The organism is Streptomyces sp. NPDC003248 (assembly GCF_055563235.1).
In genome coordinates this window covers 38,759-53,620 of record NZ_JBVHDT010000001.1, presented here as the reverse complement: position 1 = coordinate 53,620, position 14,862 = coordinate 38,759, and the positions used below count along the sequence as shown (strand labels likewise).

7 protein-coding genes are annotated in these 14,862 nt (G+C 75.0%); 6 read left to right on the top strand and 1 reads right to left on the bottom strand.

The features are described 5' to 3' along the window. Positions 1–378: 378 nt before the first annotated feature. Complete coding sequence (locus ACZ3KJ_RS00180) at positions 379–2,064, bottom strand: serine/threonine-protein kinase (protein ID WP_467523452.1); 1,686 nt, start codon at positions 2,062–2,064, stop codon at positions 379–381. 323 nt (positions 2,065–2,387) lie between these two features. On the opposite strand from ACZ3KJ_RS00180, the gene ACZ3KJ_RS00175 reads away from it, so the two are divergent. From ACZ3KJ_RS00175 to ACZ3KJ_RS00150, 6 genes are all read left to right on the top strand, one after another. Further along, positions 2,388–6,119, top strand: a complete 3,732-nt coding sequence (locus ACZ3KJ_RS00175; protein WP_467524752.1) for an FHA domain-containing protein — start codon at positions 2,388–2,390, stop codon at positions 6,117–6,119. A gap of 371 nt (positions 6,120–6,490) precedes the next feature. Continuing rightward, positions 6,491–7,870, top strand: a complete 1,380-nt coding sequence (locus ACZ3KJ_RS00170) for an ABC transporter substrate-binding protein (RefSeq protein WP_467523450.1) — start codon at positions 6,491–6,493, stop codon at positions 7,868–7,870. 70 nt (positions 7,871–7,940) lie between these two features. Further along, positions 7,941–9,224, top strand: a complete 1,284-nt coding sequence (locus tag ACZ3KJ_RS00165) for a carbohydrate ABC transporter permease (protein ID WP_467524750.1) — start codon at positions 7,941–7,943, stop codon at positions 9,222–9,224. Continuing rightward, positions 9,221–10,102 (top strand): carbohydrate ABC transporter permease, encoded by an 882-nt coding sequence (locus tag ACZ3KJ_RS00160; RefSeq protein ID WP_467523448.1) that lies wholly within the window; start codon positions 9,221–9,223, stop codon positions 10,100–10,102. The genes ACZ3KJ_RS00165 and ACZ3KJ_RS00160 overlap by 4 nt, the downstream gene beginning before the upstream one ends. 150 nt (positions 10,103–10,252) lie before the next feature. Beyond that, on the top strand, positions 10,253–12,532 hold the full coding sequence (locus ACZ3KJ_RS00155; RefSeq protein WP_467523447.1) for a bifunctional glycosyltransferase/CDP-glycerol:glycerophosphate glycerophosphotransferase: 2,280 nt from the start codon (positions 10,253–10,255) through the stop codon (positions 12,530–12,532). Between the two features lie 121 nt (positions 12,533–12,653). Beyond that, a complete protein-coding gene (locus tag ACZ3KJ_RS00150; protein WP_467523445.1) occupies positions 12,654–14,858 on the top strand; it encodes a bifunctional glycosyltransferase/CDP-glycerol:glycerophosphate glycerophosphotransferase in 2,205 nt (734 codons plus the stop codon). The last annotated feature ends 4 nt before the right edge of the window (positions 14,859–14,862 follow it).

The window sequence follows — 14,862 nt, the reverse complement described above, 5'->3', positions numbered from 1 at the left end:
GTGTTGCCGACAAAAGTACGCGTCCGACGAGCCAACCTTCACCGCGGAGACGGAAATCACCCGTCAGGAGTCGACAAATCCCCGAAGTCGCGGCCGGATCCGGCCCCCGCGACAGCAGGAGCCGCCGCGGCGGGGCACCACGGCGGGGGGTCACCACGACGGGGGCGCCGTGGCACGGATCGCCTCGGCGGGCGCGCCGCGGCGGGGATCTCCTCGGCAGGGGTCGCCGACGGGGACCGCCTTGGCACAGCCGCCACCGGCACGGACCGCCTCGGCAGGGCCGCCACGGCGGAAATCGCCTCGGCAGGAATTTCCGCAGCGGGGGACGCCGCAAACGGGGGCGCCTCGGCAGGAGTCGCCGCAGCGGGGGCGCCGCCGCTAGGCGCCGCCGCTCGTGCCGTTGCTCGATCCGCTGCCGCCCAGGTCCTCGATCCACCCGGCGATGTCGCCGATCCACGTGGTCAGCTGGTCCCAGTAGCCCTTGCCGGAGCCGATCCAGTCCTGCAACGGGCTGAGCTCCCAGATGAGCCACCCGGCCACGAAGAGGATGACGATCGTGAACAGGCAGCCCTTGAGGCAGCCCAGGCCGGGGATCTTCATCGGGTTGGCGCTGCGCTGCCGCGGCTCGCGCGGCGGACGGGCCGGGCGGGGCTCCGGCGCGGGCCGCTGCGGGGGCTGCTGCGGCTGCGGCGCGTACCTCTGGGGCTGGCGCTGGGGCTGCGGGGCGTACTGCTGCGGCTGCTGCTGCTGCGGATGGCCGTAGCCCTGCTGCTGGGGCCGCTGCTGCTGTTGCGGGCGCGGTTGCTGCTGGGGGCGGGCGACCTGCCGCTGGGGGCGGCGGCGCAGCGGGTCCTCGTTCGGGTCGAGGTACTGGACCTGGGTCTGTTCGTTGCGGTCGCGGGCGGCGCGCAGCTGGTTCTGCCAGGGGTGCGGCTCCTCGGGCTGCCCGCCCTGCCCGCCGGGCTGGTGCGGAGGCACCGGCGGCAGGACGGCCGTGGGGTCGGCCGCGCCCGCCGGGCCCCCGGTGTGGGGCAGGACGGCGGTGGGGTCGGCCGCGCCGGGCGGGGTGCCGGGACCGGAGGTGTGCGGCAGGACGCTGGTCGCGGCGTTGGGGTCGTAGGCGCCGGCCGGGTCGCCCGGCACGGGCGCGGGCGCCGGGTCGGGCGCGAGGAGGTGGCCCACGCCGTCGGCGGCGGCGATCTGCATCGAGTTCGCGTGCACCCCGATGCCCTCGGCGACGATCCGCAGCCCGCGCGCGAGGTTCTCGGCGCTGGGGCGTTCCGCGGGGTTCTTGCGCAGGCAGCGCTCGATGACCGTCCACAGCGGGTCGGGGACGGTGGAGGGGCGGCGCGGTTCGGCGCTCAGGTGCTGGTGGAGGACCTCCAGGGCCGACCCGCCGGAGAACGGCGGACGGCCGGTGACCAGCTCGTACAGCAGGATGCCGGCGCCGTAGACGTCGACGGCGGAGGTCTGCGGGCGGCCCTCGGCGGACTCCGGCGCGACGTACGCGGGCGTGCCGACGAACTCGCTGGTGCGGGTCAGGCCCGGGGAGTCGGCGAGGCGGGCGATGCCGAAGTCGGTGAGCAGCGGGTGCATCTGCCCGCCGTTCTGCATCAGCAGGACGTTGGCCGGCTTCAGGTCGCGGTGGACGACGCCGTCGGCGTGGCTGGCGGCGAGCGCGTCGGCGATCTGCGCGGTCAGCAGCGCCGCGGCGACGGGCGTGAAGGGGCCGTTCTCCCGCAGGTAGCGGTGCAGGTCGGGGCCCTCGACGAGGTCCATGACCAGCGCCAGCAGATCGCCCTCGACGACCAGGTCGCGGACCCGGACGATGTTCGGGTGGGTCAGGCGCAGCAGGACGGAGCGCTCCCGCAGGAAGCGCATCACGACGTCGGGGTCGCTCGCGAGCTCCTCCTTGAGGACCTTGATCGCGACGGTCTCCCCGGGCTGGCCGGGCACGGCCGCCTCGGCGCCCGCCGTCTCGCGCTGGCGGGCTCGCCAGACGGTGCCCGTGGCGCCGCGTCCGAGCGGCTCCTCGAGCAGGTACTTGCTGCCGACTGGCCGCACGTCACGCGCTCCCTGCTGCTTGCTTGCCTGTGTTGCGATGTTCCGACCCACTGTAGTGCCGGGGCCTTCGTGGCAAGGCGTGGAAGGAAAGACGCACCCGCCGGTCCGGGCGGTTGCCGGGCCGGGACGTGACCGATCTCAACTGATCACGGGTGGGACACGGGTCAGGCACTTTTGCGGGCAGAGCCGACCAATCAAGATCACTTGCCTTCGGATGGCGGGCGGATTGTCGGCGGCAGGTGCGAGGATGCGTGCAGTAACTGGCCGAGTGCTCGGCGGGGTGGGGGAAGTCCGCGCCCGGGCAGAAGGGACCGTTGACGGCGATGCAGATCCGGCTGACCGTCGTAGACCCGCAGGCCCCGCCCGCCGGGGCGCGCGGCCGTGCCGTGAGGTGCGACGTGCTGGTCACCGCGCCCGCCGGCACGGCCCTGGCCGCGGTGGCGTCCGCACTGGCCGCGGCGGTCACCGGGGAGGGCGGCGCCGCGCCGTCCGGGGGAGCGCAGCCCGTGCTGTACACGGGCGCGGAGCGCCTGGACGCCGGGCGCTGCACGCTCGGCGAGCCGCCGCTGGTCGACGGCGCCGTGCTGGCCGTGGGCGCCCCGGCCGACCCCGAGCCGCATCCCGAGGTCGACGACGCCCCGGCCCGGCTGGACGTGGTGGCGGGCCCGGACGCCGGCGGGGTCCATCTGCTGCACGGCGGCCAGGTCCGCGTGGGCCGCTCCGCCGACGCCGACGTCCCGGTCGACGACCCGGACGTCTCCCGGCTGCACTGCGCGGTCACCCTGGAGGCCGACGGCCGCGTCACGGTCGCCGACCTCGGGTCCACCAACGGCACCACCCTGGACGGCGCCCGCGTCGAGAGCCGTCCCCTGCGCTTCGCCCCCGGCGCGCTGCTCCGGGTGGGTGAGTCCGCCCTCCGGCTGGCTCCGCCCGGGGGGCCGGGCGCCCGGGTGGCGACGACACCGGACGGGGAGGGGCACGTCCGGGTGGCGTGCAAAGGCGCGCCGGCCGACGGCGTACCGGCGGCGGGCGCGGCTCACGCGCGCGGGGCGGGCCCGGCGGCAGCGGGGCACCCGCGCGAGCCGGGCGCCGGCACCACGGGCATCCCGTCCGCCCGCGCGGGCGGCACCACCGGACTCCCCCACGCCTCGGGCCCCCGGCGTCCCCCGGGCCCTCGCGAGCCCTCCGGTGGCCTGCATCACCCCGGGGACTCCTCCTCTCCCTCCGGCAGCGCCTCGCACCCCTCGGGCCCCACCCGCCACACCCACGGCGCGGTCGACTGGAGCGGTTCCGCCCCGGCCCGCGCGGCACAGGACGACCGGGCCCACGGGCCCGGAAGCGCTTCCGTGGTGCCCGTCCAGGGCGGTGCCCCGCGCGTCGAGAGCCGTACGGGCGCCCGGTCCGCGGCCGGGGGCGACGGCTCCGGTGAGACGCACGGCGGACGCGCCGTCCTCGGCTCCTTCGCGTCGGACGGGACGCCCTCCGGGGCCCGCGGCCCGCACGCCCCCGCCCCGCAGCCCGCCGGCCCGCCGTACGACGACGAGGGCGCCGCCGGCCGCCGCAAGGGCACCCCGCTGCGCGGCACCGACGTGCCGCAGGGCCTGCGCCGGCGCGGCGGTCTCTCGGCGTGGGCGCGGCGCCTGACCGGCGGCCGGGGCGGCGACCAGGACACGGCCGCACCCGAGGCGTGCCCCGAGGAACCGGCCGGCCCCGAGCCGGCCGCCGGCGTGTCTCCCCTGCCGGACACCTGGCCGGACCCGGCCGCGCTGCTGCTGGCGGCGCTGGGACCGGGCCCGCGTCTGTGGGAGCGCGGGCCGGGCCATCCGGAGGCGCTCGCGGTCCGGCTCGGCACCGCCGACCGGGTGACGCCCGACGGCTCGGGCCTGCTGCCCGCCGTACCGGTGACCGTGGGCCTGCGCGAGGCCGGGGCGCTCGGCCTGGCCGGGCCGCGCCCGCGCCTGGCCGGTCTGGCACGGGCCGTGCTGGCCCAGCTCGCCGCGCTGCACTCGCCGGACCTCCTGGAGATCGTGCTGATCAGCACGGACCGCGCGCGTCCGGAGGAGGAGCGGGTCGCCGAATGGTCCTGGCTGGGCTGGCTCCCGCACCTGCGCCCCGCGCACGGACAGGACTGCCGTCTTCTCCTCGCCTACGACCACGACCAGGCCGCGGCCCGCGCCGGGGAACTCCTGCGCCGTCTGGAGGACCACCTCACCGACCCCGGACGGCCGACGGCGAACCCGCACACGGCCACGGGAACGGACACGGACACGAGGACGGACACGAGGACGGGGGCGGAAGCGGGGACCGGCGGACGCGGGTCCGCGGCGTCCGTTCCGCCGCCCCGGGGCACCGGCCGACGCCCTTCCTGGGCGCTGGCCGACGACGGCCGGGACGGCTCCACGGGCCCGTACACGGTCGTCGTCGTGGACGGCGACCCCGGCGGCGCCGAGCTGCGCGAGGCGCTGGCCCGGCTGGCGACGGCGGGTCCCCGCGTCGGCATACATGTCGTGTCGCTGGCCGAGACGGCCGCCGCCTCCCCCGCGTCGCCGGTGGCGGAGACGTACGAGGCGGCCTGCGCGGCGGCGCCCACGTTCCGCGCGTGCGGGGCGGTCGCCCTGCTCAGCGGGGACGTGGCGACCGCGCTGCGGCTGCTGAGGATCGCACCGGGCGGCGCCGACCCGCAACGGCCCGACCCGCAGCGGCCCGGCCCGGTGGGTCACGGCACGACCGGGGCCGTGGACGCGGTCTCCCCGGCCTGGGCGGAGCGTTTCGCCCGGGCGCTCGCCCCGCTGCGCCCGGACGGCGCGGGCGGCGGCGAGCGCGCCCCGCGGGTCTCCGCGCCCCTCCCCCAGTCGGCCCGCCTCCTGGACGAACTGGGCCTGGCCAGGGCGACGCCCGCCTCCCTGATGGCCCGCTGGGCGGACGCGGCCGACGACGCCGAGGCCCTCGGCGGCCGGGCCTGGGCCGTACTCGGCGCCGGGCCCCGCGGCCCGGTCACCGCGGACCTCGTCGCCGGAGGCCCCCACCTGCTGATCGAGGGCCCGCCCGGCAGCGGCCGCACCGAGCTGCTGCGGGCGGCCGTCGCCTCGCTGGCCGCCGCCGAGCGCCCCGACCGGCTGAGCATCGTCCTGCTCGACGGCCGGGACACCGTGGGCAAGGGCGCCGACGGCCACGGCGACGGCCTGCGCGTCTGTACGGACGTACCGCACGTCACCACGCATCTCACCGCCAACGATCCGGTGCGGATGCGGGAGTTCGCGCAGTCGCTGAGCGCCGAGCTGAAACGGCGGGCGGAACTGCTCGGCCGGTCCGACTTCACCGAGTGGCACACGCACCGCGCGGTCTCGGGCCGTATCGTGCCCCAGCGACAGCCCGGCGGCCCGCAGCGACAGCAAGGCGTGCCGCCCCGGCAATCGGTCGTCCCGCAGCGGCAGCCGGGTGTCCCGGCGGCCGGCGCCGCCGATCTCGACACCCCGCCCAGCTCGACGCTGCGCCTGCGCCCCAGGGCGGCGGCGGCCCGGCAGCGGGCGGAGGCGGCACCGCCGCTGCCCCGGCTCGTGGTCGTCGTCGACGACCTGGACGCCCTGGTCTCACCGGCCCTCGGCTCCCCCGGCCGGCCCGCCGCGGGCTCCGTCATGCGCGCCCTGGAGGCGGTGGCCCGCGACGGCGAGCGGCTCGGCGTCCATCTGGTCGCGGCGGCCGGCCCCGGCGGCCGTACGGCCGACTCGGAGCCCGCCCGGCAGGCCACGCTGCGGATCACCCTCGACGCCCCCGGCTCCGGCGCCGACGAACCGTCACCGGGGCGCGGACGGCTGCGCGGCGCGGACGACAGCCTCACGCCCTTCCAGGGCGGCCGCGTCACCGGCCGCATCCCCCGCACGGCGACCCTGCGCCCCACGGTGGTCCCCCTGGAGTGGCAGCGCATGGGCGACCCCCCGGCCCGCAGACCGGTGCGGGAGCTGGGCAACGGCCCCACCGACCTGGCCCTGCTGGCCAGCGCGCTCGAACGGGCGGCACGCGAGGTGTCGGCGGTCGAGGTGCCGTCGCTGCTGTAGCGCCGCCCGGCCGGACGGCGTACGGCGGCGGCGCACGGGGCCGGGCCGCGTACAGCGGTGGCGCACGGCCGGCCGCATACAACGGCGACTCACAGAGCCGGGCGCGTACAACGGCGACTCACGGCCGGCCGCATACAACGGCGACTCACAGGACCAGGCCGCATACAACGGCGACTCACGGCCGGCCGCGTACAGCGGCGGCGGTGTACGGCCGGGCGGCGTACGGCCGAAAGTGCACCCCGCAGTCACGACGCGGTCACGATCGTCCACTTGACACCGCATGCGTACTTGCCGACCTTTCGCACCCGGCGTAGACCAGTGCCCACGGGACAGCGCTCGGACCTTCGACGAGGACGAAGAACGGGGCAGTGATGCGCAGCACGAGCAACACCAGCCGGACCCGCAGGACCGTAAGGGCCGCCGCCGCACTCCTCGCGGGAGCACTCGCGCTCTCGCTCACCGCGTGCGGCAGTGACGACGACAAGAGCAGCGGAGGCGAGAGCAGCCCGGCCGAGGAATCGGGCAGCTCCCTCAGCCTCCCGAAGCTGGACGGCACGACGCTCTCGGTCGCCGCCGTGTGGACGGGCGCCGAGCAGGCCAACTTCAAGAAGGTCCTGGCCGAGTTCGAGGAACGCACCGGCGCGAAGGTCACCTTCGTGCCCGCCCAGGACCCGATCGTCAACTTCCTCGGCTCGAAGATCGCGGGCGGTCAGCCGCCGGACGTCGCGATGCTCCCGCAGCCGGGCGCGATCCAGCAGGCCGTGGAGAAGAAGTGGGCCAAGCCGCTGGGCGCCGAGGCGAAGGCGGAGCTGGCGAAGAACTACGCGCAGGGCTGGCAGGACATCGGCGCGGTCGACGGCACCCAGTACGGCGTCTACTTCAAGGCCGCCAACAAGTCGCTGATCTGGTACAACGCCCAGGTCTTCGAGAACGCGGGCGCGAGTGAACCCAAGACCTGGGACGAGCTGCTGACGACCGCTCAGACGGTCTACGACTCCGGTGTCACCCCGTTCTCCATCCCGGGCGCGGACGGCTGGCCGCTGACCGACTGGTTCGAGAACGTGTACCTCTCCCAGGCCGGGCCGGAGAAGTACGACCAGCTCGCCAAGCACGAGATCAAGTGGACGGACCCCTCCGTGACGGAGGCCCTGACCACGCTGGCGCAGATCTGGGGCAAGAAGGACTACGTGGCGGGCGGCGCCGGCGGAGCCCTCCAGACGGAGTTCACCGAAGCGGTCACCCAGACCTTCACCGGCGGTGACCAGCCCAAGGCCGCCATGGTCTACGAGGGCGACTTCGTGCAGGTCAACATCGGGCAGACGAAGGCCGAGGTGGGGACGGACGCGAAGGTGTTCCCGTTCCCGAAGGTCGGCGACACCGCGCCCGTGGTCTCCGGCGGTGACGCGGCGGTGATCCTGAAGGACTCCGAGGGCGCCCAGGCGCTGGCGACCTTCCTGGCCTCGCCGGACGCGGCGGAGATCCAGGCGAAGCTGGGCGGCTACCTGTCGCCCAACAAGAACGTCGATCTGTCCGCGTACCCGAACGACGTGCAGCGCACGATCGCCGAGGCGCTGATCGAGGCGGGCGACGACTTCCGCTTCGACATGTCCGACCAGGCCCCGCAGGCATTCGGCGGCACGCCCGGCAAGGGCGAGTGGAAGGACCTCCAGGACTTCCTGAAGAACCCGACGGACGTGGCCGGCATCCAGAAGAAACTGGAGTCGGACGCGGCAGCGGCGTACGGGAACTGACCCGGCCATGAAGTCGGCCGCGGCGGCGGGGGCTCCCGGAGCCCCCGCCCCTCCTCGCCCGCGCAAGAGCGTGACCGGCACCCGCCGGAGCGTGGCGGCACTGTTCCTGCTGCCCGCCCTGGTGCTGCTGGGCGCGCTCGTGGTCTACCCGATCGGGTACTCGGTCGTACGCAGTTTCTACGACCAGTCCGGCGACGGTTTCGCCGGACTCGACAACTACCAGGCCCTCTTCACCGACGACGGCATCCGCACGGCGCTGAAGAACAACGTGATCTGGGTGGTGTTCGCGCCGACGGTCGCGACCGCGCTCGGTCTGGTGTTCGCGGTGCTGACCGAACGGATCCGCTGGGGCACCGCGTTCAAGCTGGTCGTCTTCATGCCGATGGCGATCTCGATGCTCGCCGCCGGCATCATCTTCCGGCTGGTCTACGACCAGGACCCGGACAAGGGCGTGGCGAACGCGGTGTGGGTCGGGGTGCACGACACGTTCGCGCGGTCGTCGGCGTTCCCCAAGGCCCACCCGGGCCGTGAGTCGCCGCTCCGGGCGGAGAAGGGCGGGGCGTTCATCACCGCGGAGCCCGTCCGCGCGGGCGAACCGGTCGCCCTGCCCCTGGTCGGCGTCGCCCCCGACCAGATGCCCGACGGCGCCGAGAACGCCGTCCGGGCGGAGCCCGAGCCCGGCAAGGTCACGGGCACCACCTGGCAGGACTTCACCCGCGGCAAGGGCGTCGGCACGCTCGGCGCCCCGGACCCCTCCGAGCTGGGCTACGCGGGCATGCGGATCGAGGCGGTCAAGGACGGCGAGGTCGTCGCGTCCGCCGAGGCCGCGGCCGACGGCACCTTCACCCTCCCCGCGGCGGCGGACGGCGCCCGGCTGCGGCTGCCCGCGAGCAACTTCCAGGAGCCGTACAACGGCCTGGACTGGCTCGGCCCGTCCCTGGTCACACCGGCGATCATCGGCTCGTACGTCTGGATGTGGGCGGGCTTCGCGATGGTGCTCATCGCGGCCGGGCTGGCGAGCGTGCCGCGGGAGCTGCTGGAGGCGGCGCGGGTCGACGGCGCGAACGAGTGGCAGGTGTTCCGCAGGGTCACCGTGCCGCTGCTCGCGCCCGTTCTCGCGGTCGTCGTCGTCACCTTGATGATCAATGTGCTGAAGGTGTTCGACCTGGTCTTCATCATCGCCCCCGGCTCCTCCCAGGACGACGCGAACGTGCTCGCCCTGGAGCTGTACCGCAAGGGCTTCTCCGAGGACCGACCAGGTGTCGCCAGCGCCATCGCGGTGTTCCTGCTGCTGCTGGTGATCCCGGTGATGTGGTTCAACATCCGTAGGCTCCGACGGGAGGTGCGGCGATGAAGGCCTCCGACGGACCGGTGCGGGCCGAGCGGTCCCCGGCCACGAGGATCGTGGAGAGGCTGGGCGGCGGTCTGGTCCGGGTGTTCCTGCTGCTGGTCGGCCTGTTCTGGCTGGTGCCGACCATCGGCCTGCTGATCTCCTCGCTGCGCTCGCCGGAGGACCTCGGCGCGAGCGGCTGGTGGACGGTGTTCACGGAGCCGTCCCAGCTCACCGTGGACAGCTACGAGAAGCTGCTGGAGAACGGCGACATCACGGACTCGATCGTCAACACCGTGCTGATCACGGTCCCGGCGACGGTGCTGGTCGTGGTCGTCGGCTCGCTCGCCGGCTACGCGTTCGCGTGGATGGAGTTCCCGGGCCGGGACTGGTGGTTCCTGGGCGTGGTGGGCCTGCTGGTGGTGCCCGTGCAGGTGGCGCTGATCCCCATCGCCGAACTGTTCGGCGCCGTCGGCCTGTTCGGGTCGGTGCTGGGGGTGATCCTGTTCCATGTGGGCTTCGGTCTGCCGTTCGCGGTGTTCCTGCTGCGGAACTTCTTCGCGGAGATCCCCCGCGAGCTGCTGGAGGCGGCCCGCCTCGACGGCGCCGGCGAACTGCGCCTGTTCGTGCGGGTCGTGATGCCCCTGGGCGGGCCGGCCATCGCCAGCCTGGGCATCTTCCAGTTCCTGTGGGTGTGGAACGACATGCTGGTGGCGCTGGTGTTCACCGACGCCGGCAGCCAGCCCATCACGGTCGCCCTCCAGACCCAGGTACGGCAGTTCGGCAACAACGTCGACGTGCTGGCGCCCGGCGCGTTCATCTCGATGGTGATCCCGCTGGCCGTGTTCTTCGCGTTCCAGCGGCAGTTCGTGTCCGGTGTGATGGCCGGCGCGGTCAAGTAGGCGTCCGGACAAGGGGGGTGGGCCGTCACCGGTCCGCCCCTCGCCGTTCACCCGGTGTCCCCCGGATGCCGTAGGCGAACGTAACCAAGTCACTCCATCGGCCGTTGCCGGGCCAGGCCCTGTCGTCCCGCGCCGACCCATGGATGTCCCTTGCCCAGGTTCAGTGTCATCGTCCCCGCGTACAAGGTTCAGGCGTATCTGCACGAGTGCCTCGAATCGGTGCTGTCCCAGTCGTACCCCGACCTGGAGGTGATCGCCGTCGACGACCGCTCGCCGGACGCCTGCGGCGAGATCATCGACGAGTTCGCGGCGCGCGATCCGCGCGTGCACCCCCTGCACCTGCCGGAGAACGCCGGACTGGGCCCGGCCCGCAACGCCGGCCTGGCCCGGGCGACCGGCGACTACGTGCTCTTCCTCGACTCCGACGACACGCTCACCCCGGACGCGCTGGAGGCCATCGCCGACCGGCTGAAGGAGACCGGCGAGCCGGACGTCCTGGTCTACGACTACGCCCGCACGGACTGGACGGGCGAGGCGCGGCGCAACAAGGTCGCCGCGCAGCTCACCGAGGACGGCCCGGCGCCCTTCCGGCTGGAGGACCGGCCGGGCCTGCTCAGGGTGCTGATGGTGGCCTGGAACAAGGCCTACCGGCGGGACTTCGTCACCCGCGCCGGCCTGACCTTCCCGCCCGGCTTCTACGAGGACACCCCCTGGACGTACCCGGCGCTGCTGACCGCCGAGTCGATCGCGACGCTGGACCGGGTCTGCGTGCACTACCGGCAGCGCCGCCGGGGCAGCATCCTGTCCACCACCAGCCGCCGGCACTTCGACGTCTTCGACCAGTACGACCGGGTCTTCGCGTTCCTCGACGAGCGGCCCGCGCTCGCCCGGTGGCGGCCGGTGCTGTTCCGCCGGATGGTCGACCACTTCACGACCGTGTTCACCCGGCCCGGCCGGCTGCCCCGCGGGGCGCGCGCCGAGTTCCTGCGCCGGGCCCGCGCCCACTACCGCCGCTACCGCGCCCCCGGCGCGCCCGTCCCGCCCCGCTCCCGGCTGCGCCACGCCCTGGTCCGCCTCGGCCTGCACCGCACCTACCGGGCCCTCCAGGCCGGCGAGACCGCGGCCCGCCGCGCCCGCGGGCTCGCCGGGAAGCTGGGCCACGCCCTGCGGGCGGGCCTGCTCCAGGTCCACTACCGCATCCAGCTGCGGCTGCCGCTCCGCGCCGACCGGGCCGTCTTCGCCGCCTCCTGGGGGCGCGGCCACGGCTGCAACCCGGGCGCGCTGGAGGCCGCGTTCCGCGCCTTCGCCCCGCACGTGCGCACCGCGTGGATCGCCCGCCCCGAGCACCGGCGGGACATCCCGCCGGGCCCGCGCCCGCTGCGCCCCGGCACGGCCGCCTACTGGACGGCGCTGGCCCGCTCCAAGTACCTCGTGAACAACGTCAACTTCGACCGCCGGCTGGTCAAGCGCCCCGGCCAGGTCTTCGTCCAGACCCAGCACGGCACCCCCCTCAAGCGCATGGGCCTGGACCTCCAGGAGTACCCGGCGGCCGCGCGGGACATGGACTTCGCCGAGCTGCTGCGGGGCGTCGACAAGTGGGACTACGTCCTGTCCGCCAACCGCCACACCACCCTGACCTGGGAGCGCGTCTACCCCGGCGGGTACACCACGCTGGAGTACGGCTACCCCCGCAACGACGTCTTCCAGCAGGCGACGGCCGCGGACGTGACCCGGCTGCGCGACGCGCTCGGCATCCCCCGCGACACCGTCGCGATCCTCTACGCGCCGACCCACCGCGACCACCGCCGCACCCAGCGCGCCGTCCTCGACCTGGAGCGGATCCTGCGCCGCCTGGGCCCCCGCTTCGTGATCCTGGCCCGGTCCCACTACTGGCAGCCCGCCCCGCCGCCGCGCGGCGGCCGCGTCCTCGACGTCAGCGGCCACCCCGGTGTGGAGTCCCTCTGCCTGGCCTCGGACGTCCTGGTCACCGACTACTCGTCGATCATGTTCGACTACGCCAACCTGGACCGCCCGATCGTCGTCCACGCCCCCGACGACGACTGGGCGGCCTATGAGGCGGCCCGCGGCACCTACTTCGACGTGCGGGCCTGCCCGCCGGGCGCGGTCGCCCGCAGCGAGGACGAACTGATCGACATCTTCGCCACCGGCCACTGGCGCGGCTCCCGCTCCGCCCAGCTGCGCGCCGCGTTCCGCGAGCGGTTCTGCCCGTACGACGACGGACGGGCCGCCGAGCGCGTCGTACGGCACGTCGTGCTGGGCGAGACGGCGCTGCCGCCGGTCGTGCCGCTCGCCGAGCGCCGGCCCGTGCCGTCGGCGGCCTCGGCGTCCACCCGCACCCCGCTCACCACCGTGCCGCAACCGTCCGGTCCGCAGCCGTCCGACCGCCGCACCGTCACCGACCGGCTCTGAGGGCCGCCCGCCCCCGCGGCCCGGCCGGGCCCGGCCTCCGGGACCCTCCGGCCACCGCGGCCACTGCGGCCACCGCGGCCCCTCCGGACCCTCGACAGAGAAAGAACAGAGAAAGAGCAGTATGCCCCGCTTCAGCATCATCGTCCCGTCCCACGGTGTCGCGGGCCGGCTGTCCCTGGCGCTGGACTCCGTCCTCGCCCAGTCCTTCGGCGACTTCGAGCTGCTCCCGGTCTGCGACGCGCCCGGCACCCCGGCCGCGGACGTCGCCGCCGGGTACGCCGCGCGGGACTCCCGGGTGACGCCCGTGCACTCGCCCCCGTCGGCGGGCCTGGCCGGCGCCCGCAACGCCGGACTGCGGGCGGCGACCGGCGCGTACCTGCTGTTCCTCGACGGCGACGACACCCTCGCCCCGGGCGCGCTGACCGCCGTGGCCGCCCGCCTGGCCGAGACCGGCGAGGTCGACGTCCTGTACGCCGAGCACGAGCGCTGCCCGTGGTGGGAGGGCGAGCCGACCAACCCGGCGGCCCCGCTGCTGGCGGGCGCGCCGCGGGGCGCCTTCGCCCCCGCCGAGGCGCCCCGGGTGACCGGCGTGGAGCTGCCGGCGTGGAGCGCGGCCTACCGGCGGTCCTTCCTCACCGGGCACCGGCTCGCCTTCCCCGACGGCCACTTCACCGACATCGGCTTCGGCGGCCTGGTCACCCTGCGCGCCGAGCGGATCGCGGTGCTGCGCCGGGTCGTCGTACGGCACCGGCTGCGCCGGCAGGGCGGCCGGCTCAACCTGCCGGGCGAGCACCACACCGAGCTGCTGGACCGGGCGGAGGCGGTGCTGACGGCGGCGGCCGGGCTGTCCGTGCCGGCCGGGCGGTCGGGGCCGCTCTTCGAGCAGCTCTTCGCCGCCGTCCTGAAGACGGCCGCGCATCCGGCGCGGCTCCCCGGTCCGCTGCGCCGCGCCTTCTTCCGCCGGGCGGCCCGGCTGTACCGGCTCCACCGCCCGGCCGGTTTCCGCAGGCCCGGCGGGAGCATGGGGGTGCAGCACCGGCTGCTGGCGGCGGGGGCGTACACGGCGTTCCGCGCGCTGCGGGACGCCAACCGGGCGGCGTCGGCGGCCGTCCGGCGCGTCCCGCGCCCCCGGGGGCTGCGCACGCGCCTGTACTACCGGATGCAGCTGCGCCGCCGCATCGACCCGAACCTGGCGGTGTACTGCGCCTACTGGGGACGCGGATACGCCTGCAACCCGGCCGCGATCCACGCCAAGGCCGCCGAACTCGCCCCGCACATCCGGTCGGTGTTCCTCGTCGAGGCCGACCGGGCGCACACCCTCCCCGAGGGCGTCGACCACGCCGTGATCGGCTCCCGCCGGTACTGGCGGGTCCTGGCGCGCGCCAGGTACCTGGTGAACAACGCCAACTTCGCGGAGGGGGTCGTCAAGCGCGCCGGCAGCGTGCACGTGCAGACCCAGCACGGCACCCCGCTGAAGAAGATGGGCGTCGACCAGTCGACGTACCCGGTGGTGGCCGCCGCGAGCGGCAGCTTCACCAAGCTGCTGGGCCGGGTGGACCGCTGGGACTTCAACCTCTCCGCCAACACCCACTCCACCCAGGTGTGGGAGCGCGCCTTCCCCGGCTCCTACGAGCACCTGGAGTACGGCTATCCGCGCAACGACGTCTTCTGCACGGCGACCGCCGAGGACGTGGCCCGGATCCGGCGGGAGCTGGGCGTGCCCGACGGGGCGACGGCCGTGCTGTACGCCCCCACCCACCGTGACTGGCGGACCGGGTTCGACACGGGCCTGGACCTGGAGGCGTTCTGCGAGGCCGCCGGCGACGACGTCGTGGTGCTGCTGCGCGCCCACTACTTCTACGACCGGGGGGTGGGCGCCGGCACCGGCCGGATCATCGACGTCACCGGCCACCCCTCCACCGAGGAGGTGTGCCTCGCCGCCGACGCGCTGGTCACCGACTACTCGTCGATCATGTTCGACTACGCCAACCTGGACCGCCCGATCGTGGTGTACGCCGACGACTGGGACGTCTACACCGAGACGCGGGGCGTGTACTTCGACCTGCTGGCGGCCCCGCCCGGACCGGTCGCCCGCACGCCTCGGGAGCTGGCGCGCGTCTTCCGCGACGGCTCGTACGCCTCCGCCGGGTCCGCACGGCTCAGGGCCGACTTCCGGGCCCGTTTCTGCGGGTTCGACGACGGCCGGGCCGCCGAGCGCGTGGTGCGCCGGGTGCTGCTCGGCGAGCCCGCGCAGGCGCTCCCGCCCGTGCGGCCGCTCACCGAGCGCGTCCCGGCCCCCGCCGCCTCCCCCCTCGTAAGGAGCTGACCGC

Coding starts and splice junctions, on each gene's coding strand:
- ACZ3KJ_RS00160 (WP_467523448.1), top strand. CDS start 9,221: ATGAAGGCCTCCGACGGACCGGTGCGGGCCGAGCGGTCCCCGGCCACG.
- ACZ3KJ_RS00175 (WP_467524752.1), top strand. CDS start 2,388: ATGCAGATCCGGCTGACCGTCGTAGACCCGCAGGCCCCGCCCGCCGGG.
- ACZ3KJ_RS00170 (WP_467523450.1), top strand. CDS start 6,491: ATGCGCAGCACGAGCAACACCAGCCGGACCCGCAGGACCGTAAGGGCC.
- ACZ3KJ_RS00150 (WP_467523445.1), top strand. CDS start 12,654: ATGCCCCGCTTCAGCATCATCGTCCCGTCCCACGGTGTCGCGGGCCGG.